Below are 20,915 nucleotides of genomic sequence, written 5' to 3'. Positions count from 1 at the left end.
ATTCTCCCTCGGACCGCCGGTCGTCCGCCAAACCAGAAGACGCTTATCCGCATGCAGTTCCCGGACGCAAGACCAATTCCGGCGAGACTATCCGAGTGCCGCCGCCGTCGCGCGCAGTCAGGCACGGGACCGGCGTGAGCACGGGGTCCAGAGTTGACACAATGGGAAGCCACTGTTCTAACTTTGGAAACCTGAGGAAACCCTTTTGAAATCCGAACGATCGGTCGGCATCGATTGCCTGCGCGCCATCTCCATCATCTGGGTGCTGCTCTACCATTTTGTCCCGCTGCAGGCTTTCAACCGGGGCACGTTCGGCGTGCTGCTGTTCTTCATCATCAGCGGCTATTGCATTGCGTTCAGTGCCGAGACGTCGCAAACGGCCTGGCACTTCTATGCCAAGCGGCTCGGCCGCCTGCTTCCCGCGCTGATCGTCTGCGGCTTCCTGACGACGCTGTTCAAGTTTCTGGCGCCCGAGCTGGTCGAGCCCGGCCGTGGGCTGAAATGGATCCACTACATCTATACGCTGATCGCGCTTCCGACGCTCAACGTCCTGCAGGTGAACTATAACCTGCCCGACGGTGCCTATTGGTCGTTGCAGATCGAGTTTCAATTCTACTTCTTCTGCTTCCTGATGATGGTGCTGGGGCTCAAGCAACGGCTGCTGGCACTGCTGTGCGCGGTGACCATCTTCCGGACGGTGACCACCAGCACGGACTATTACACCTCCAACGATTTCTTTCCGTTCTTCATCGCCGGCATGAGCGTGGCTGCCCTCGTCAGGGGACGCACCAGGGAGGCGATCGCGGGGATCGTCGTGGCGTTCTCGGTGGAGCTCTATCATCTGAAGATGGGCGTCAAGCAGCCGTCCGCCCAGATCGAGCTGTACCGGTCGCTGCTGCTGTGGTTTGGCACGGCCGCCGTCTATCTTGCCGCGCGGTATGACCACCTTCTGCCACGGTGGTCGAGCGCCCTCGCCTTCATCGGCGTCATCAGCTATCCGCTCTATCTGATTCATCAGGACGTCGGAATGATGATCCTGCACTGGGCGCATGTGGGCCGTGACTCCGCGGGCGACATGCTGATCCGCGCGTTCGTGCTTCCCGCATTCCTCGCTGCCGTCGCCTGGCTGGTCTACGCGCTGGTCGAAAAACCCACCATCAAGCCGCTGACCCGTTTCCTGACCGATCCGATCGGCTGGCTTCGGCAATGGCAGCCGGCAATGGCGCGAGGCGGGTACAAGGCCACAGAGCGCAGCGGCGACGTCGCGCGCCAGGATTTGCCGATCGGGTGACCCGACGCAACGGGATGAATGCTGGTGGGCGGTCACGGATTCGAACCGCGGACCCTCTCGGTGTAAACGAGATGCTCTAACCAGCTGAGCTAACCGCCCTCGCCGCCTCTTTAGCCTCCCAGGCCCCGGACGGGCAAGCGCGGAACGTCATTCCAGGCTCAATCCTGCGGCCGCCCCGGCAGCAGCGGCACCGCGTCGATCCACACCGCGGCCGACTGGCACCAGATCTGCCGGACCGGGCGCAGCTGGTCGCGCTGGCGGATTGAGCCCCAGCGGATGCCCCAATCGTCGGCCTGGTCGCCCTCGCCGCTGGTGAACAGCGGGGAACCGCAATCGGCGCAGAAGTGCTGGAAGCGCATGCGGCCGTTGTCGCCGCGCTTGCCATAGATTTTGGGCGTGCCGGCGGTCAAGCCAATGTCGCCCCCCGAGCAGATCGCGGTCACGCGGAACGGCGAGCCGGTCAGGGTCTGGCAATCGGTGCAGTGGCAAACCGAAACGGAATCGGGGTCGATCTCGGCTTGATAGGCGATCTTGCCGCAATGGCATTGGCCGTCGATCTGCATCGCCCCTCTCCGCTTGCCCCAAATAAAAACGGCGCCCGAAGGCGCCGTTTTATCATCTTTTCGAGCCGCACACTCAGTGAGCGGTCAGGCCGCCGGCGGCCTCGTCGCCATCGGGTTTCACCGTCACCTTGGTGTCCTCTTCCCAGACGATCGGCGTCGGCTTCTTCACCAAGGCCTTGGCGATGACGTCGTCGAGGCGGGAGACCGGGATGATCTCCATGCCGCCCTTGATCGCATCGGAAATCTCCGTGAGATCCTTGGCGTTGTCCTCGGGGATCAGCACCGTCTTGATGCCGCCGCGGGCCGCAGCCAGCAGCTTCTCCTTCAGGCCGCCGATCGGCAGCACGCGGCCGCGCAGCGTGATCTCGCCGGTCATCGCGACATCGTGGCGGACCGGGATGCCGGTCATGACCGAGATGATCGCGGTGGCCATCGCCACGCCCGCCGACGGACCGTCCTTCGGCGTCGCGCCTTCCGGCACGTGCACGTGGATGTCGCGGCGGTCGAACATCGGCGGCTCGATGCCGTAGTTGATCGCGCGCGAGCGGACATAGGACGCCGCCGCCGAGATCGACTCCTTCATCACGTCGCGCAGATTGCCGGTGACCGTCATCTTGCCCTTGCCGGGCATCATGACGCCTTCGATCGTCAACAGCTCGCCGCCGACGTCGGTCCAGGCAAGGCCGGTGACGATGCCGACCTGCGGCTCGCTCTCGATCTCGCCGAAGCGATACTTCGGCACGCCGAGCAGCTCTTCCAGAGTCTTCTCGGTGACCTTGACCGACTTCTTCTTGGAGATCATCAGCTCCTTCACCGCCTTGCGGGCGAGTGTGGAGAGCTCACGCTCCAGGTTACGCACGCCCGCTTCGCGGGTGTAGCGGCGGATCAGCAGCAGCAGCGCGTCGTCGTCGATCGAGAACTCCTTGGAGTCCAGGCCATGCTTGGACACCGCGTTCGGGATCAGATGCTTGCGTGCGATCTCGACCTTCTCGTTCTCGGTGTAGCCTGCGATCCGGATGATCTCCATGCGGTCCATCAGCGGTCCCGGAATATTGAGCGTATTCGCGGTCGTGATGAACATCACGTTGGACAGATCGTAGTCGACCTCGAGATAGTGGTCGTTGAAGGTCCCGTTCTGCTCGGGGTCGAGCACCTCGAGCAAGGCGGAGGACGGATCGCCGCGGAAATCGGCGCCCATCTTGTCGATCTCGTCCAGCAGGAACAGCGGGTTGGACGACTTCGCCTTCCGCATCGACTGGATGATCTTGCCGGGCATCGAGCCGATATAGGTGCGGCGGTGACCGCGGATCTCGGCCTCGTCGCGCACGCCGCCGAGCGAGACGCGCACGAATTCGCGCCCCGTCGCCTTCGCGATCGACTTGCCGAGCGAGGTCTTGCCGACGCCGGGGGGCCCGACGAGGCACAGGATCGGGCCCGTCAGCTTGTTGGCGCGCGACTGCACCGCAAGATACTCGACGATGCGTTCCTTGACCTTCTCGAGCCCGTAATGATCGGAATCCAGGATGGCTTGCGCCTGCTCCAGGTCCTTCTTCACCTTGGACTTCTTGTTCCACGGGATCGACAGCAGCCAATCCAGATAGTTGCGCACGACGGTCGCTTCCGCGGACATCGGCGACATCTGGCGCAGCTTCTTCAATTCATGCTGCGCCTTCTCGCGCGCTTCCTTGGAGAGCTTGGTCTTGGAGATCTTCTCTTCGAGATCGGCGAGCTCGTCGCGACCGTCGTCGTCGCCGAGTTCCTTCTGGATCGCCTTCATCTGCTCGTTGAGATAATACTCGCGCTGGGTCTTCTCCATTTGTCGTTTGACACGAGAACGGATCCGCTTTTCGACCTGCAGCACCGAGATCTCGCTCTCCATCAGGCCCAGCACCTTCTCCAGGCGCGTGGTGACCGACAGCGTCTCCAGGATGCCCTGGCGATCCGCGATCTTGACCGCGAGATGCGAGGCAACGGTGTCGGCGAGCTTGGCGAAATCGGTGATCGCCTGCACGACGCCGACGACCTCGGCCGAGATCTTCTTGTTGAGCTTCACATAGCTCTCGAAGTCGGACACGACCGAGCGGGCCAGCGCCTCCGCCTCGACCGACTTCGCATCGGTGTCGGCGAGCGCGACGGCCGTCGCCTCGTAATAATCGGCGCGATCGGTGTATTTCGACACGCGCGCACGCTCGAGCCCTTCGACCAGCACCTTCACGGTGCCGTCGGGAAGCTTCAAGAGCTGCAGCACGCTGGCGAGCGTACCGGTCTCGTAAATGGCGTCGGGCGCCGGATCATCGTCGGACGCGTTCTTCTGCGTCGCGAGCATGATCAGCGCGTCGTTCTTCATCACCTCTTCGAGCGCGCGGATCGACTTCTCGCGGCCGACGAAGAGCGGAACGATCATGTGCGGGAAGACGACAATGTCGCGCAGCGGCAGCACAGGATAGGCGTGCGTTTCGCCATGGACGATGGTTGGCCGGGGTTTTGGATTAGTCATGGCCTTTTCCTTTTGCTTTGCCCCCTTGCACGCAGCCCGCCATGCCTATGCGCAGCCGCCACAAGGTGCCGAGGTGATCCGCAAGGCCGGTCGGTCCTGTTACGAGTTGGACCGGCTCGCCGGATCGGAACTGAGGCGAATCTGGAAGAGAATTTTCGCTCGCCGCCGACATTAGGTGGCTATCGACCCGGGGGGTGTCAAGTCATTGAAAAACGCGCGCCATCAGGCGCTTACGCAACGCGGTAAGCGACGCAACACCGGCTGCGGAGATATTTCTCCGCAGCCCGACTTGAGCAGGCGATTGGAGCGTTCAACGCCTAGATCAGGCGCTGGCGTTCTCGACGGCGCGATCGGACCGATCGGCGTAGATGTAGAGCGGACGCGCCGTGCCTTCCACGACCTCGCGGGAGATCACGACCTCTTCCACACCTTCCAGGCCCGGCAGGTCGAACATGGTCTCGAGCAGGATGGCTTCGAGGATCGAACGCAGGCCGCGCGCGCCGGTCTTGCGCTCGATCGCCTTGCGGGCGACCGCGCCAAGCGCCTCGTCGGCGAAGGTCAGCTCGATGTTCTCCATCTCGAACAGCCGCTGGTACTGTTTCACCAGCGCGTTCTTCGGCTCGGTGAGGATTTTCTTCAGCGAGGTCTCATCGAGGTCCTCGAGAGTCGCCACGACCGGCAGACGGCCGACGAACTCGGGGATGAGGCCGTACTTCAGCAGGTCCTCAGGCTCGACGTGACGGAAGATCTCGCCGGTCCGGCGGTCTTCCGGCGCCATCACCTGGGCAGCGAAACCGATCGAGGTCGACCGACCGCGCGCGGAGATGATCTTCTCCAGGCCCGCGAACGCGCCGCCGCAGATGAACAGGATATTGGTGGTATCCACCTGCAGGAACTCCTGCTGCGGATGCTTGCGGCCGCCCTGCGGCGGAACCGAGGCCACCGTGCCTTCCATGATCTTCAGCAGCGCCTGCTGCACGCCCTCACCCGACACGTCGCGCGTGATCGAGGGATTGTCGGACTTGCGGCTGATCTTGTCGATTTCGTCGATGTAGACGATGCCGCGCTGGGCCCGCTCGACATTGTAGTCGGCGGCCTGGAGCAGCTTCAGGATGATGTTCTCGACGTCCTCACCGACATAGCCGGCCTCGGTCAGCGTCGTCGCATCCGCCATGGTGAACGGCACGTCCAGGATGCGGGCGAGCGTCTGCGCGAGCAGCGTCTTGCCCGAACCGGTCGGACCGATCAGCAGGATGTTCGACTTCGCGAGCTCGACGTCGTTGTGCTTGGTCTGGTGGTTGAGGCGCTTGTAGTGATTGTGCACCGCGACCGACAGGACTTTCTTCGCGTGGCTCTGGCCGATCACGTAATCGTCCAGGACCTTGCAGATTTCCTTCGGCGTCGGAATGCCGTCGCGCGACTTGACCAGCGAGGATTTGTTCTCCTCGCGGATGATGTCCATGCAGAGCTCGACGCACTCGTCGCAGATGAAGACCGTGGGACCCGCGATCAGTTTGCGGACTTCGTGCTGGCTCTTGCCGCAGAACGAGCAATATAGCGTGTTCTTGGAGTCGCTCGTGCCGACCTTACTCATTCATGTCTCCGTCCGCGGTTCGATCCCGTTCCGCTCGATCGCTCCATTCCGACACGATGGTCGGCATGAAGCTTAAGTAGAGCAAATTCCGTACCAAAAAAGACCCTACGCATTACATCCCGTGCGAATCACGGTCGTTCGATTCCCCGCGATCATAGCCGATCAATCGTAGCCAACCATGCTGTCACCCGACTATCAAGAATTCGCTAATCGGGGGTCGCCGGCTACCCGTGACAATACCGTGATTTCCGGTCTTGGCATGGTCGAAGTGACCGAAATCACCACGGCGTTGCTGGATTGCCACGAAAAACAGGCACGAAAGCGGAACCTTCTGCCTGTCGCAGGGCGGAAAAACGCATTTTGCAGCGCGCACATGCGTCCATAGCGTGAACGCCACCTGAAGGCGACAGGCGATCTCCAAGGGCTTGCCGCGGGATCGCCGTCACCCCAGTAGTGTTACTGGGTCTTCGCCGGCGCGGCTTCCTCGGCGCGCTTGTCGATGACCTTGTCGACCAGACCGAACTCCTTGGCGTCGTTCGCAGTCAGGAACTTGTCGCGCTCCAGCGCGTCCTCGATCGCTTTGTAGGTCTGGCCGGTGTGCTTGACGTAGATCTCGTTGAGCCGCTTCTTCAGGTTCAGGATTTCCTGGGCGTGCAGCATGATGTCGGTGGCCTGGCCCTGGAAGCCGCCGGAGGGCTGGTGCACCATGATGCGCGCGTTCGGCAGCGAGAAGCGCATGTCTTTCTCGCCGGCGGCGAGCAGCAGCGAGCCCATCGAGGCGGCCTGCCCCGTGCACAGCGTCGAGACCGGCGGACGAATGAACTGCATGGTGTCGTAGATCGCAAGCCCCGACGTCACCACGCCACCCGGCGAGTTGATGTACATCGAGATTTCCTTCTTCGGATTTTCCGCCTCGAGGAACAAGAGCTGGGCGACGACCAGCGTCGACATACCATCCTCGACCGGCCCGGTCAGGAAGATGATGCGTTCCTTCAGGAGGCGCGAGAAGATGTCGTAGGCGCGCTCGCCACGGTTGGTCTGCTCGACCACCATGGGCACGAGGTTCATGTAGGTTTCAACCGGATCGCGCATGAGTCACCTAGGGTTTTCGGAGACGGCCATCGCCGGGCAAGGCTTGCCAGCTTGGCTGGAACTGCCGGAAGGGCGAAGGGACGTCCTGTGATGCAGGAACTTGGTAGGGTAGAAGGCGTACCGACAGATATAGCCCAATTCGCTTCTGACAAGTGCGGCGCGCATTAAGGCTTAATCCGTCGGGCAGTTGAAGCTGATTCGCACAAAGAGGCCCAGCCGGCCATCTGGCTAGCTGGACCCCTTCGCTGATCATCCTTAACAGTTGGCTGTCTCAGAGCCCCATCCCGATGACGTCGGAACGGGACTCTGGGTTTGGTTTTGACGCGTTTTCTCGACGCGAACCGGTGTCCACTTCGCTTGAAAACGCTTTGGCGCCCTCAGGCCGCGGTCTTTTCCGCCTCGTCGTCCTTGTAGAGCTCCTCGCGCGAGACCTTCTTCTCGGTCACGTTGGCGAGCTCGAGGATGAAGTCGACGACCTTGTCCTCATAGATCGGTGCACGGAGCTGGGCCAACGCCTGGGCGTTGCTGCGGTAATAGTCCCAGACCTCCTTCTCGCGGCCCGGCATCGAGCGCGCGCGCTCGATCACGGCGCGGCCGACCTCGTCATCCGTCACGGTGATCTTGTTCTTCTCGCCGATCTCGGAGAGCACGAGGCCAAGCCGCACGCGGCGGTCGGCGATCTTGCGGTACTCTTCCTGGGCCTTGTCTTCAGTGGTGTCCTCGTCGGCGAAGGTTTTGCCGGCGGAGGCCATCTCGGCCTTGACCGAGTTCCACATCAGATTGAACTCTTCGTCCACCAGCGAGGGCGGCGCCTCGAAGCGATGCGCTTCGTCGAGGCGGTCGAGCAAGGCGCGCTTGACGCGCTGGCGCGTCGCGGTCGCGAACTCGGCAACCAGACGCTCGCGCGCGGCTTCCTTCAGCTTGTCCAGCGATTCCAGGCCAAGCGTCTTGGCGAACTCATCGTCGATCGCAACGTCCTGCGGCGCCTCGATCAAGGTCGCGGTGGTCTCGAACTCGGCCGGCTGGCCGGCGAGCTTGTCGCTCATGTAGTTCTGCGGGAACGACACCTTCAGCGTGCGGGTCTCGCCGGCGCCGATGCCGATCAGCTGCTCCTCGAAGCCCGGAATGAAGGTGTTGGAGCCGATCGCGACCTGGATGCCCTCGCCGGTGCCGCCCTCGAAGACTTCGCCGTTGATGGTGCCCTTGAAGTTGATGGTGACGCGGTCGCCGGACTCGGCCTTGGCGCCCTCGGCCTTCGCGGCATAGGTGCGGTTGCTGTCGGCGATGCGCTTGATCGCCTCGTTGACGTCGGCGTCGGTGACTTCGGCGACGGGCTTCTCGACCTCGAAGGTCTTGAAATCGGCGAGCGCGATCGCCGGCACCACCTCGATCGCGACCGTGTAGGTCAGGTCGGTCTTGCCGCTCAGCAGCTCCTCGACCTCGGCCTGCTCGCTCGGCATGGTGATCTTCGGCTCGGTCGCAAGGCGGAAGCCGCGCTCGGAGAACAGCTGCGTGTTGGTGTCGCGGATGGTCTGGTCGATGGTCTCGGCCATCACCGAGCGGCCGTAGACCTTCTTCAGGTGCGAGACCGGCACCTTGCCGGGACGGAAGCCGTTGATGCGGACCTTGTCCTTGAGGTCGACGAGCTTGGCGCCGGCCTTGGCGTCGAGATCAGACGCGGGAACGCTGATCTTGAACTCGTGCTTCAAACCTTCCGAGAGGGTCTCTGTGACCTGCATGGCGTCCAATCTTCTTCTCGTTCGGTCCCGGCGCGCATGCGTCGGGACGCTGTCATTAATCGATCCGGCGCGAGGCAAATCCTCGACGCCGGTGCTGCATCGGACCGGCTTCAGCGGACAGACATCCGCGCGAAAGCAGGCCCTCGTAATCCGTGCAAACGCGATAAGCGCTTGGTGCGGGCGGAGGGACTCGAACCCCCACAACTTTCGTCACTGGAACCTAAATCCAGCGCGTCTACCAGTTCCGCCACGCCCGCGTGAAGTTGCATCAAGACCGGCCGCGATGCCGCGGGCGGCCGGGCTTATAGCATGTGCCTGACTGTTCGCAGCAAAAAAATGGTCTGATGGAGGCAGGCTTCAAGTAGGCACGATGGCTGGACTTATCCAGCGCGGCGTGGTCCGGATTGCCGCATGAAACCGCGGATCTTCGACCCCAATCGGCGCGAGGTTCTGGCCGGGCTTGGCGCCTCCGCGGCCGCTTTGATCGCGGGCGGAGCAACCCCGCCAGTGACTGCCCAGCTTGCCCTCCAGGCAAGGGCGTCAACGCTGGCTCTCAGACCGGGCCAGCCGGCCACACCGGTCTGGGAGCTCGCCGCCGTCAGCCATCTCCGGAACGTCCGGCTCAAGCGCGGCGACCGCTGCGAGGTGGTGTTTCGAAACGACCTTGCTGTGCCGCTTGCGCCAGTCTGGTACGGGCTCAATGGTCCCGTTCCGGCCGATCCGCTGCGAGGACGCGCGCCCGCGCCCCCCAACGCGGTCGAAACATCAATTATTTCAATACCTCATGCCGGGACCTTGCTGGCCGACTTCCGCCTGTTCGAGGACGGCTTGAAGCAGCCGGCACGCCCGCTTCCGATCGTCGCGGCCGAGACCAGCCCGGCCGTCGTCGACCGTGACGAGGTGCTCTTGATCGAGGAATGGCGCCTGCGCCCCGATGGCACCGCCGTCCCGCCGGGCCAGGACCCGAAGGACGCGACGCCGGCCTATACGATCAATGGTCAGACTTCATTCGAACTCTCAGCCCAGGTCCACCAACGGCTGCGGCTACGCTTTATCAACGGCTCGCAACGCACTGTTCTGGCTATCAAACTGGAAAACCACGACGTCCGCGTGCTGGCCTTGGACGGACAGCCCGCCGAGCCGTTTTCGGCGCGCAACGGCGCCCTGGTTCTGGCGCCCGGCGCACGCGCCGACGCCGTCGTGGATATGGCCGCACCCGCCCAGTTCCTGCTGCACGACGGCAAGACGGCGCACCGGGTCGGCAGCCTCAAGATCGCCGACCAGCTGGCGCGGCGCGTTCCGCTGGCGCCGCCGCAGCCGCTCGCTCCGAACGACCTGCCCGAGAAGCTCGATCTGAAAGGCGCCCTGCGGTTCGATGTCGCGCCCGGCGCCCCCAATGCCGGCTGGGCCCGGCCGGCAAATCTCTCCACGGCCTCCGCACCCGCCTTCCGGGCCAGGACCGGCCGCACCGTCGTGCTGGCCCTGAGCAACCCCGGCTCAGTCACCACCGTGTTCCACCTGCACGGCCACCCCTTCCGCCTGCTCGACAGGCTCGACGACGGCTGGAAGCCCTACTGGCTCGACACGCTCGCGATCGAGCCCGGCAAGACCGAGCGCGTCGCCTTCGCGGCAACCGCGCCCGGCCGATGGTTGCTCGAATCCGTCGCCACCGACTGGGCCGCGCCGCGGCTGGTGCGCTGGTACGCGGTGGAGTAACCGCTCAGTACTCCACCCCCAGCGCGGAATAGATTCGCCGGTGCACCGCCGGCAGCGTCTCGGTGAGATCCTCCGCGATCAGTCCCGGCCCGGCTTCGCTTGCCGCCTCGCCATGCATCCAGACGCCGATGCTGGCGGCCTCGAACGCCGGCACGCCCTGGGCCAGCAGCCCTGCGATGATGCCGGACAGCACGTCACCGGCGCCGGCGGTGGCGAGCCAGGGCGGCGCGTTGGCGGCGATGGTGGCGCGGCCGTCGGGAGCGGCGATCGTGGTGTCGGGCCCCTTCAGCAGCACGACGGCGCCGGACCGCTCGGCGGCGGCGCGCACCCGCTCCAGCTTGGAACGGCCCGGGAACTTGTTGCTGAGGTCCGAGAACAGGCGTGGAAACTCGCCTTCGTGCGGCGTCAGCACCACCGCGTTGTCCTGTGAGGATTTGATCGATTCGAACAGGCGCTCGGGGGTCGCGGCAAAGCTGGTCAGCGCATCGGCATCGAGCACCAGATGACGCTGCGCGCTCAGCGCGGTGTGGACGAGATCGCAGGTGCGCTCGCCGATGCCCGCCCCGGGACCGATGATGCAGGTGCCGTAGCGCTTGTCGGCGAGCAGCTCGCCGAATTCGACGACGGTGTCGACGGGGCGAACCATCACTGCAGTCAGCGCCGCCGCGTTGATCGCGAGCGCATCGCGCGGGCTCGCCAGCGTCACCAGGCCCGCCCCTGCCCGCAGCGCGCCGCGCGCGGCGAGCCGCGCGGCCCCGGTCGCGGCCGCATCGCCGGAGACTGCCAGCACGTGCCCGCGCGCGTATTTGTGGCCGTCGATGCGCGGCAGCGGAAAGGCGGCGCCCCAGACCTCCGGATCGTTCTCGAAGGTCTGCGGCGCGATCTCGTCCAGCACCTGCGCGTCGATGCCGATGTCGGCGACGCGCACGCGGCCGCAATGCATCCGGCCCGGCAGCAGCAAATGCGCCGGCTTCTTGCGGAAGAAGGTGACGGTCTCGGTGGCGTTCACCGCAGCGCCCATTACGGCCGCGCTGGTGCCGTTGATGCCGCTCGGCAGGTCGACCGCAAGCACCGGGGCACCGTTGGCGTTGATCGCCTCGATCATCGCGCGCGCCTCGCCATCGACGGGACGGCTGAGGCCCGCACCGAACAGCGCATCGATGATCAGCGCAGGCCTTCCGATCGCCTGCGGATTGAACGGGAGCACCGGGTGCTTCCAGCCGCGCGCGGCGGAGGCCGCATCGCCCTGGAGCTGGTCGCGCTCGCACATCGGGATCACCGAGACCTCGCGCCCCTGGGCGGCGAGCTCGGCGGCTGCGACAAAGCCGTCACCGCCATTGTTGCCGGGCCCGGCCACGATCAGGATCGGCCCCTCCTCCACCAGCGCCTGGGCGGCCTCGGCGACCGCCTGGCCCGCGCTCAGCATCAGCTTGAAACCGGGCGTGCCGGCCGCGATGGTGAGCTGGTCCGCCCGCTGCATTTCGGCGTTGGTCAGAACTTCCATGCCACTTCCCTAGTACAATCGCCTTTTCAGCAGGCATCTTCGGCGCGGATGCGACGTGGGGAACAACGATCTGCACACATATTGAACCGTTTGCCTATTTCGTAGTCTTCGGTATTTTGTGCAAGTCGGCGCCACCATTCAGAGATGCTCGTTAAAAGGCTGATAACGCTCCAATAATCAGGGCATTTGCAACTTGGCATAGACCCTGCTTTCGAGGAAGCCGCTTCGGTTCGTCGTGCTCACTGGCATTTTCAGGGTGTCGCCGGCCGTTGGTGCCGGACAGGTCAGGACTTCCGGCATAGCGAAGACAAGATCGTGCGTTAGAGAAGCGCATCCTGACGAAGACGTTGCGATTTGATCGAAAGGCCGGAGGCGCGCAGTGAAGAAAATCGAAGCCATCATCAAGCCATTCAAGCTCGACGAGGTGAAGGAAGCGCTGCAGGAAGTCGGCCTTCAGGGCATCACCGTGACCGAGGCCAAGGGCTTTGGCCGGCAGAAGGGGCACGCCGAGCTGTACCGCGGCGCAGAATACATCGTCGACTTCCTGCCCAAGGTGAAGATCGAGATCGTGATCGGCGACGATCTGGTCGAGCGCGCCATCGACGCGATCCGCCGCGCCGCGCAAACCGGGCGCATTGGCGACGGTAAGATCTTCGTCTCCAATATCGAAGAGGCGATCCGCATCCGAACCGGCGAATCCGGGCTGGACGCTATCTGAGCCGGGTGCTATCCCGAATTTTGCGACACTCCGACTAGAATGAAGGCTGCTTCGGCGGCCTGATTTCGTTTGTGCGGTCGCGCAAAACTCGCCCGAGCGAGAACAATTTTGCTCATCTGGAAACCGACCCGCAGAGCCAAAAGGGGTATGCATGAAGACCGCCAAAGACGTCCTGAAATCGATCAAGGACAACGACGTCAAGTACGTCGACCTGCGCTTCACCGATCCGCGCGGCAAGTGGCAGCACGTGACGTTCGACGTCAGCATGATCGACGAAGACATCTTCGCTGAAGGGACGATGTTCGACGGCTCCTCGATCGCCGGCTGGAAGGCGATCAACGAGTCCGACATGTGCCTGATGCCCGACCCGGTCACCGCGACGATCGACCCGTTCTTCGCCGAGACCACCATGGTCATCACCTGCGACGTGCTCGAGCCGACCACCGGCGAGCCCTACAACCGCGACCCCCGCGGCATCGCCAAGAAGGCGGAAGCCATGGTGAAGTCGATGGGCGTGGGCGACAGCGTGTTCGTCGGCCCCGAAGCCGAGTTCTTCGTGTTCGACGACGTGCGCTATTCGGCCGACCCCTACAAGACCGGTTTCCGGCTCGACTCCTCGGAGCTGCCGACCAATTCCGACACCGAATATGAAGGCGGCAATCTCGGCCACCGCATCCGCACCAAGGGCGGCTACTTCCCCGTCCCGCCGCAGGATTCGGTGCAGGACATGCGCTCCGAAATGCTCGGCGCCATGGCCAAGATGGGCGTCAAGGTCGAGAAGCATCACCACGAGGTCGCTTCCGCCCAGCACGAGCTCGGCATGAAGTTCGACACGCTGACGCTGATGGCCGACCACATGCAGATCTACAAGTACTGCATCCACCAGGTCGCGCACATCTACGGCAAGACCGCCACCTTCATGCCGAAGCCGATCTTCGGCGACAACGGCTCGGGCATGCACGTGCACCAGTCGATCTGGAAGGACGGCAAGCCGGTGTTCGCCGGCAACAAGTACGCCGACCTGTCGGAGACCTGCCTGCACTACATCGGCGGCATCATCAAGCATGCCAAGGCGATCAACGCCTTCACCAATCCCTCGACCAACTCCTACAAGCGTCTGGTCCCGGGCTATGAGGCCCCCGTGCTGCTCGCCTATTCCGCGCGCAACCGCTCGGCCTCCTGCCGCATCCCCTACACCGCTTCGCCGAAGGCCAAGCGCGTCGAGGTGCGCTTCCCCGATCCGATGGCCAATCCCTATCTCGGCTTCGCCGCGATGCTGATGGCCGGCCTCGACGGCATCAAGAACAAGATCGATCCGGGTCCGGCGATGGACAAGGACCTCTACGACCTGCCGAAGGAAGAGCTGAAGCAGATCCCGACGGTGTGCGGCTCGCTCCGTGAGGCGCTCGAGAACCTCGACAAGGACCGCGGCTTCCTCAAGGCCGGCGGCGTTTTCGACGACGACTTCATCGACGCCTATATCGAGCTGAAGATGACCGAGGTCGCCCGCTTCGAAATGACCCCGCACCCGGTCGAGTTCGAGATGTACTATTCGGGCTAAGCGGCCCGAACTGTCCGCAACAAGCAAAAGGCGCTTCCGAAAGGGAGCGCCTTTTCGTTTCAGCGACATTGAACTCAGGCACAAGCTGAAGCCGGACGCTCGGCTGGCGCGCCTGCGCTTCGTCTGCGTCGCGGCCGTGCAGCTTGCGTCTGGGACGCGTCAGCTTTCGTTCTGCATCTGACTCCACTTCGTTCTCAAAGAACAAATCAGAGCCGCAAAAATCAGGGCGGACCAATTCCTACCGATTAGTTTATCTCGTGCGAGATTTGGCATGAAGATCGGGCGATACGCTTCGAGAGCGAGGCGTCGGGCAAAACACCCCGGTCAAGCCCCTCAGCCAAAAATATTCCACTTTCCCGAATTTCGGATTTGTGGCATAGATCGCCCATCCCGACCCTGCCAGAGGGGCGCTTCGCGATCGTCACGAGATGCGGGTTGGGGTGCGGTGGACGCGGTAGCGCCGGCGCGACAGGCGGTGACAGGGACGGGCGACCGTTGAGTCATGCGCGGCACGCTACGACACGGCGCGGTCACAGCGCTTCTGTTGATGGTCGGGGGCGCGCACATCGGGCCCCAGATGCTGAGGCAGGATCGTCCGCGGACGGAGAAGTCGTGTGGTCCCGACGCCCGGGGTTCTGGCGTCAAGTCTCGCGGTGATGCGGCGGCCAACCGGCGCGCGCATCGATCAGCCGCAAGGCGACGGGGGCAATAGTGCAACGCTCCCCGAGGAGGAGAGCACGAAGGACACCGTTAAAGCCATCCGCGCAGGGAAGGCCGGGCGACCGGCACACCTGTGGTCCACCCCGTGTGCGTTCTTACGCCAACGGACCTGCGGGTGCCGCCGGCGCCCGGCCTTCCCTGCGCCCCTTGGCCTTCAAAGAGCGCGAACGACCTGCAAGGCTCGGGCGAAACGCGCCGCGAGACTGAAGAGGCATGTCTACAGTCGAGCTGAAAGTTCGAGGACGCGGACCGTTCATGCTCCGTCATTGCGAGGAGCCCTTGCGACGAAGCAATCCAGAATCCTTCCGCGGAAAGATTCTGGATTGCTTCGCTTGGCTCGCAATGACGAATTTGATGCAGCTATGCGCCAAAAACCTCTCTCGTGCCCCGGACGCAGCGCAGCGTCTCTTCGACGGTGCGCTGCAGAGCCGGGCCCATGCCACGACGGAATCCGGAGCGCTGGGTCGCGGCTCTGCGCCGCAACGCAAAAAGCGCGTTCACGCGCGTCTTCGACACGCTATGCGCGTTGCAGCTTGTCCGGCACACGCGCCGCCGCCCTACGCCGCCGCCTTCTGCCGCGCGACCAGCGCCTCGCCGAACGCCTCGAACAGCTTGCGGTTGATCGGATTGTGCTGGGGATCGTATTCGGCGTGCCATTGCACGCCGAGCGCGAAGCTCGGGGCGTCCGCGATCCGGATCGCCTCGATGGTGCCGTCCTCGGCGACGCCCTCGATCAGCACGCGCTTGCCGGGATCGAGGATGCCCTGGCCGTGCAGCGAATTGACCCTGATCTTCTCGCAACCGAGAATCCTCGCGAACGCCCCGCCCGGCGTCAGGTCGACATCGTGGCGGTCGGCGAACACCACGGTCGGATCGGGATGGATCTCGCCGTTCTCGAGCCGGGGCATGCGATGGTTCATGCGGCCGGGAATTTCGCGGATCTCGGGATGCAGCGAGCCGCCGAAGGCGACGTTCATCTCCTGCAGGCCGCGGCAGATGCCGAACAGCGGGATGCCGCGGGATACGCAGGCGACGGAAAGAGCCAGCGCCACCTCGTCGCGGTGGATGTCGTAGGGCTCGTGCTTCTCGCAGGGGTCGACGTTGAAGCGGGTCGGGTGCACGTTGGCCCGGGCGCCGGTGAGGATGATGCCGTCCACCGTGTCGAGCAGTGCCGCGATATCGGTGATGTCGGGCGAGCCCGCGAACATCACCGGCAAGCCGCCGGAGACCTCGGCCACGGCGCGCAAGTTTCGCTCGCCCACCATCTGGACCTGAAATCGATTTTCGACGCGATGGGCGTTCCCGATCACGCCGACGACCGGCTTTCTCATCTGTCGTTCCGCGCCTCTCAGTCAGAAGATTCCCGTAACATGCCCCCCGGATGGAACAAATTCAACCGAAGGGATCGCGGGACGGCAATGCTATTTTCGCGCAAATGCCGCCGCCCCGGCCGCCCGGCCGCCTCGCAGATGCTTCCACGCTCCAGCGACGAAAAGCCGGATCCGGTCAAACAGAACCGCCCCCAGAATGGCGCTCGCGCCGCCCAGAAACGGGACGGCATAGTAGGCGTAGCGGTTGAAGCCGTAGACCAGAAACGCCGGAAACGCGAGGCTGACGAGTGCGAGCAGGATCATCAGGCTGCCGCCGGCGACCAGACCAGGGGGGAGCGGGCTCAAGAATCCGAGGCGGGCGCCGATGGCCCCTGCAAACAGGACGAAAGCGAGGATCAGGGTTGCCGCGGACACCCAGCGGATCGGTCCCGGAAGCTCATCGTACTCGCTCGATATGGTCAGCCCGTACCAGAGATCGGCCAGATCCGGCCGCGGCTGGTAGCCGAACGTCAGGAGACGGTCCAGTTTCACCTGCACATGGTCCGGCGACGGCAAGAGCCACCGCTCGAGCCGCCAGTGGGGCTTGTAATAGTCGTAGATCAGCCGCCGATATTTGAGCCCGGTCGGGCTTCCAAACATGGGATAGGCGTCCCGGCGCACGAAGAATTCGTAGCCCTGCGGATTGACGGCGCGCCGCGCCGCGCCATTGCCGTCAAACAGCAGGAAGTACATTTCGCGCAGAAAATGTCTGCTGATGTGCCGGTACAGCGTCGACGGTGTCGTCAGCGTCTCGATGAAAATGTCGCGAACCACCTTCTCGAATTCTTCCGGGCTGTCGTCCGGCTTCTTCAGCTCCTCCAGGGCGCCGAAGGGCCATTGATAGACCACTATGTCGGACCAGCCGGTGGGCGTATCCAGCGCCCGCATCCGCTCGACGTAGGCCCGCGCCTTGGCTTTCCGGTCGAGATGGACCCCGTGATCGAAGTCGCCGGAATAGCCGACCACGAATGCCATCACCGCCACGCTTTCGCTGCCGGCCGGACGTTTTCCAATCGCGTAATTGACCGCCGTGGGGATCAGGTACACGGCCGTGGCGAGGCCGCCTGCCAGCGCGACCACGCTCAGTCGGCGGAGCCATCCGGCATCCAGCACCACGATCAACCAGAGCAGGATGATCGCAGCTTGTCCGACCGCGGCCGACCGGCACGTCATGACGGCTCCCAGGCTTGCCCCGAGCGCCGCTGCGGCGACAAATGGCGACCACTTCCTGAAGGCGATGCCTGCGGCGAGGAAGGCCGCAAGGCTGACCAGAAAGTTCGAGATGCTCTCGGCGCCGATCGTGTTGTCGTAGTGAACCGTGCGCCCATAGAGCGCGGCGATCAGAAAGGCCAGGACCGACAGGATCCGGGGCGCACCGGCAAAGCGCACCGTCGCGGCGACGAGAAGAGCCGTGCCGATGCTCATCAGATGCTGGACGATGACGAAGACCACGATATGCGGCCCGAACAGCTTGGACAGCAGCACCAGGAACACCGCCAGGCCGTACGGCCGTTTCCCGGTATTATCGATGTAATGGCCGTTCAGAATGGCCTGCGCTTCGTCCAGATAGGCGTCGCTGTCCTCGTGGACGAATGATCCGGCCAGGCCACCAGAAACGCCAGATGAACCATCAGGGCAAGACCGATCGCCCAGATCCAGATCCCGAGCCACGTGATACGGCTCGCCCGAGCGAGGAGCGCCTGCCACCTCCGACTTGGCCCCCACTCACCTCCGATGTCGCTAGCAGGCAAATCGATTCTCCAAATGCACTGGCGGCGCGAAGGCGGCAGCGGCCCCGCGCCGGGAAGATCAGATCACGCCGGGCGGGTGCCGGACACCGTCCAGCTATAGCCGTGGCGGTGGTAGAGCCTGACGTCACCAAATCCGCCATCCGACAACAGCGCTTCTGCCTCGGCGCGGGTATAATATTTTGCGTAAGCAGGATTGAGCTGGTCGTAGATGGTCAAGCGGCGGACGCTGCGGGGAAACTTCGCAAGCACCGAGCGCATGTAGGACCGCATCGGCAGCGGCACGATCCGGCACAGCCCGATATAGGCCGTGAGTGCCCATTCGAGACCGTGGGACAGCACCACGAGCACCCGGTGCGGCAGCAGGACCGTGAGCTTGCGCAGCGGGATCGCGAGCGACAGGTAGGTCTCGTTGCCTTCGTAGCCATAGAGCCAGACGATGCAGCGTCCTCCCGGACGCAGGGCCGCGAATGCGGCGCGAACCACGGGGGCCGGTTCGGGGATGTGATGCAGGACCCCCATCGAAACCACGTAGTCGAGCCCGAGATCGGGCGGCAGCCGGTCGCCTGGTGCCCGCAAATACTCGATGCGGTCGGCTCGCGCCGCCGTATTGTCCTTCAGGACCAGCATGGCTTCGGACGGCTCGACCGCAACGACGCGGGCCGCCCCCGCATCGAGCAGCATGTTGACGATGCGTCCGGTACCGCTTCCGATGTCGGCGATCCGCTTGCCCGCGACATCTTCGAGGGCGAGCAGCGGACCGAACAGATCGGCAAGGAGATCGGCCGAGCCGTAATAGCCGGGATTGTCGCGGAAGGCGGTCCACTGCTCGCCAAAATCGCTGATCGTCTGATCCTTCAGGTCCGGCATGCGTCCACCTAGCCGCTCATGCCTGGCGCGGCGCCGGCGCTGCCAGCCCCGTCAACCAGATGCCCAGCGTCAGGATCGGCCAGAGCGCAAATGCGTTGTCGCTGCTGGCTTCGCGATGCGCGTTCCACAGCTGCCGGATTGCGTCCGGCTTCATCAAGGGCGCGAAGACGTCAGCTTCGCGGTCGAGCACCCGTTCGCAGATCGGCCGCAATCCGCCGCGCCGCATCAATTGCGCGATCGGCACGTTGAAGCCGCGCTTGCGCGACCATGCGGCCTCGGCCGGCATGCCCAGGCGCTCGGCCAGCTTGCGCAACACGTATTTCGGCGCGCCCTTGGGCCAGGGATTGAGCAGCGAGACATCGAGCCTGCCGGCGAGGTCCATGACCCGCCGGTCGAGGATCGGAACGCGCACCTCGAGACCATGCGCCATGCTCATGGCATCGACCTTGGTGAGAACGCTCTGGAGGTGGAAGCGCTGGTCAGCGATCAGCGCCCGATCCAGCACCTTCTCGTGCGGCTCCGCATAATACTCGGCGTATTCCGCAAACGGGTCGGTCGATGCAAGATCGGCCATCCCGCGGTCATAGATTCTCTCGGCGAGAAACCGGGGAACGAGCCGCCGCCATTGCAGATGCGGGCTGCTGCCGCCGTCGCCGAGACCGAGCGCGAAGCGGGCAAGTTGCGCAGCTGCCGGAAGCCGCTTCTCGTTGCCGCGCACGGACGCATAGGCAAGGCGCCCGGTCAGGCCTGCGACGCGGCGCGGCACCAGGTGACGCGCGCCCTCAGCCATCATGGTCGCGGCGTAGGTTTCGTATCCCGCAAAGAACTCGTCGCCGCCGTCGCCCGAGAGCACCACGGTGGAATGCCGCCGGACCGCACCGGCGAGGTGATAGAAGCCGAGCGCGCCGGTATCGGCGCATTGGCCGTCGAAATGATAGACCACGGCCCGCAGCGCAGCCTCGGCCCCCTCGCCCGCTTCGCCATCGATGACGTTGAGCGGCAGGCCGGCGGCGGCGGCGATCTGCCGCGCGACCGACGTTTCGTCATGGCTCTTCTCGCTGAAGCCTGCCGTGAACAACGGCGGCTTCAAGCCGAGCCGTCCGAGCGTGAGGCTGATCAGCGAGCTGTCGATGCCTCCGCTCTGGAGCACGGCGAGCGGCACGTCGCTCACCATCTGGCTCTTCACCACCGTCTCGATGGTCGATTGCAGTCGGACGACCGCTTCGTCGAGGTCATCGATCTCCGGCGCGCGCACCGGCCGCCAGAAGCGCCGCTCGGTTCGCTCCCGCTCGGTGAAAACGATCGCCGTGCCGGACGGGACCTGCTTGATGTCCTGAAACAGGCTCTGCCGCGTTCCGGTGTGGCCCGCGGCGAGATAGGTGTGGAGCGCGACGGGATCGATCCGCGCCGCGACCTCGCCACTGGCGGTGATTCCCTTGATCTCGCTGGCAAACAGCACGCTGCCGTCGCTCTCGAAATAATGCAGCGGCTTGATCCCGATGCCGTCGCGCGCAAGGATCAGGCGACGTTCCCGGCGATCCCACAGGCCGATGGCGAAAAAGCCTTCGAGCCGCTCGAACATCGCTTCGCCCCAGGCGAGGTAGGCGTAGGGAAGGATTTCGGTGTCGCAGCTGCTGCGAAAGCGGAAGCCGAAGGATCGCTCGAGCTCGCTGCGCAGCTCGCGGTCGTTGTAGATCTCGCCGTTATAGGTGACGACGATGCGGCCGGAGGCATCGAGCATCGGCTGATGGCCGCCATCGGAGAGATCGCGGATGGCGAGCCGGCGGTGGGCCAGGCCGACGGGTCCTTCCAGCCAGGAGCCCTCGCCGTCCGGACCGCGATGGACCAGCGCAGCCGACATCGCCGCAACCGCGCGCGGATCTGCTGCGCGGCCGTCACGATGAAAGATGCCGGCTACGCCGCACATTGCGT

14 protein-coding genes and 2 tRNA genes are annotated in these 20,915 nt (G+C 64.3%); 4 read left to right on the top strand and 12 right to left on the bottom strand.

Annotated elements, in window-relative coordinates; translation table 11 throughout:
• Positions 1-205: 205 nt before the first annotated feature.
• Positions 206-1,291, top strand: a complete 1,086-nt coding sequence (locus WI560_RS13865; RefSeq protein WP_375308440.1) for an acyltransferase family protein — start codon at positions 206-208, stop codon at positions 1,289-1,291.
• A 22-nt stretch (positions 1,292-1,313) separates the two neighbouring features.
• Here the strand turns inward: WI560_RS13865 and WI560_RS13860 are convergent.
• From WI560_RS13860 to WI560_RS13830, 7 genes are all read right to left on the bottom strand, one after another.
• A tRNA-Val gene (locus tag WI560_RS13860) sits at positions 1,314-1,390 on the bottom strand.
• A 59-nt stretch (positions 1,391-1,449) separates the two neighbouring features.
• Positions 1,450-1,854, bottom strand: a complete 405-nt coding sequence (locus tag WI560_RS13855) for a GFA family protein (RefSeq protein WP_375308439.1) — start codon at positions 1,852-1,854, stop codon at positions 1,450-1,452.
• Positions 1,855-1,927: 73 nt separating this feature from the next.
• Positions 1,928-4,351 (bottom strand): endopeptidase La, encoded by a 2,424-nt coding sequence (gene lon, locus WI560_RS13850; RefSeq protein ID WP_257195007.1) that lies wholly within the window; start codon positions 4,349-4,351, stop codon positions 1,928-1,930.
• Positions 4,352-4,673: 322 nt separating this feature from the next.
• Positions 4,674-5,945: an ATP-dependent Clp protease ATP-binding subunit ClpX gene (gene clpX, locus WI560_RS13845; RefSeq protein WP_018320118.1), complete on the bottom strand. Its 1,272-nt coding sequence runs from the start codon at positions 5,943-5,945 to the stop codon at positions 4,674-4,676.
• A 456-nt stretch (positions 5,946-6,401) separates the two neighbouring features.
• Complete coding sequence (locus WI560_RS13840; protein ID WP_375308438.1) at positions 6,402-7,037, bottom strand: ATP-dependent Clp protease proteolytic subunit; 636 nt, start codon at positions 7,035-7,037, stop codon at positions 6,402-6,404.
• A 377-nt stretch (positions 7,038-7,414) separates the two neighbouring features.
• Entirely contained in the window at positions 7,415-8,776 is a 1,362-nt protein-coding gene (gene tig, locus WI560_RS13835; protein ID WP_375308437.1) for a trigger factor, read from the bottom strand.
• Positions 8,777-8,948: 172 nt separating this feature from the next.
• Positions 8,949-9,033: transfer RNA gene (locus WI560_RS13830), tRNA-Leu, on the bottom strand.
• Positions 9,034-9,187: 154 nt separating this feature from the next.
• Between WI560_RS13830 and WI560_RS13825 the strand changes: the two genes are divergently transcribed.
• A complete protein-coding gene (locus WI560_RS13825; protein ID WP_375308436.1) occupies positions 9,188-10,492 on the top strand; it encodes a multicopper oxidase family protein in 1,305 nt (434 codons plus the stop codon).
• Positions 10,493-10,496: 4 nt separating this feature from the next.
• Here WI560_RS13825 and WI560_RS13820 read toward each other — a convergent pair whose 3' ends face one another.
• Complete coding sequence (locus WI560_RS13820) at positions 10,497-11,996, bottom strand: NAD(P)H-hydrate dehydratase (protein WP_375308435.1); 1,500 nt, start codon at positions 11,994-11,996, stop codon at positions 10,497-10,499.
• 379 nt (positions 11,997-12,375) lie between these two features.
• Between WI560_RS13820 and WI560_RS13815 the strand changes: the two genes are divergently transcribed.
• Together WI560_RS13815 and glnA are read left to right on the top strand one after the other, a co-directional pair.
• Positions 12,376-12,714, top strand: a complete 339-nt coding sequence (locus tag WI560_RS13815) for a P-II family nitrogen regulator (RefSeq protein ID WP_007603495.1) — start codon at positions 12,376-12,378, stop codon at positions 12,712-12,714.
• Between the two features lie 151 nt (positions 12,715-12,865).
• Positions 12,866-14,275 (top strand): type I glutamate--ammonia ligase, encoded by a 1,410-nt coding sequence (glnA, locus tag WI560_RS13810; protein WP_375160577.1) that lies wholly within the window; start codon positions 12,866-12,868, stop codon positions 14,273-14,275.
• 1,277 nt (positions 14,276-15,552) lie between these two features.
• Here glnA and WI560_RS13805 read toward each other — a convergent pair.
• The 4 genes from WI560_RS13805 to asnB all read right to left on the bottom strand — a co-directional run bounded on the left by WI560_RS13805 (position 15,553) and on the right by asnB (position 20,910).
• Positions 15,553-16,326, bottom strand: coding sequence for a gamma-glutamyl-gamma-aminobutyrate hydrolase family protein (locus WI560_RS13805; RefSeq protein ID WP_375308434.1), 774 nt, complete (start codon positions 16,324-16,326; stop codon positions 15,553-15,555).
• A 90-nt stretch (positions 16,327-16,416) separates the two neighbouring features.
• Positions 16,417-18,036, bottom strand: coding sequence for a hypothetical protein (locus WI560_RS13800; protein ID WP_375308433.1), 1,620 nt, complete (start codon positions 18,034-18,036; stop codon positions 16,417-16,419).
• A 143-nt stretch (positions 18,037-18,179) separates the two neighbouring features.
• Positions 18,180-18,983, bottom strand: a complete 804-nt coding sequence (locus WI560_RS13795; protein WP_375308432.1) for a class I SAM-dependent methyltransferase — start codon at positions 18,981-18,983, stop codon at positions 18,180-18,182.
• A gap of 16 nt (positions 18,984-18,999) precedes the next feature.
• Positions 19,000-20,910 carry an asparagine synthase (glutamine-hydrolyzing) gene (asnB, locus tag WI560_RS13790; protein WP_375308431.1) on the bottom strand — a complete coding sequence of 637 codons (1,911 nt, stop codon included), beginning with the start codon at positions 20,908-20,910 and terminating at the stop codon, positions 19,000-19,002.
• Positions 20,911-20,915: the final 5 nt, after the last annotated feature.

Source organism: Bradyrhizobium sp. A11 (genome assembly GCF_042077125.1).
Classification (GTDB): domain Bacteria; phylum Pseudomonadota; class Alphaproteobacteria; order Rhizobiales; family Xanthobacteraceae; genus Bradyrhizobium; species Bradyrhizobium japonicum_B.
Note: the sequence above shows the minus strand (reverse complement) of the source record. Positions and strands in the feature narration are given on the sequence as shown.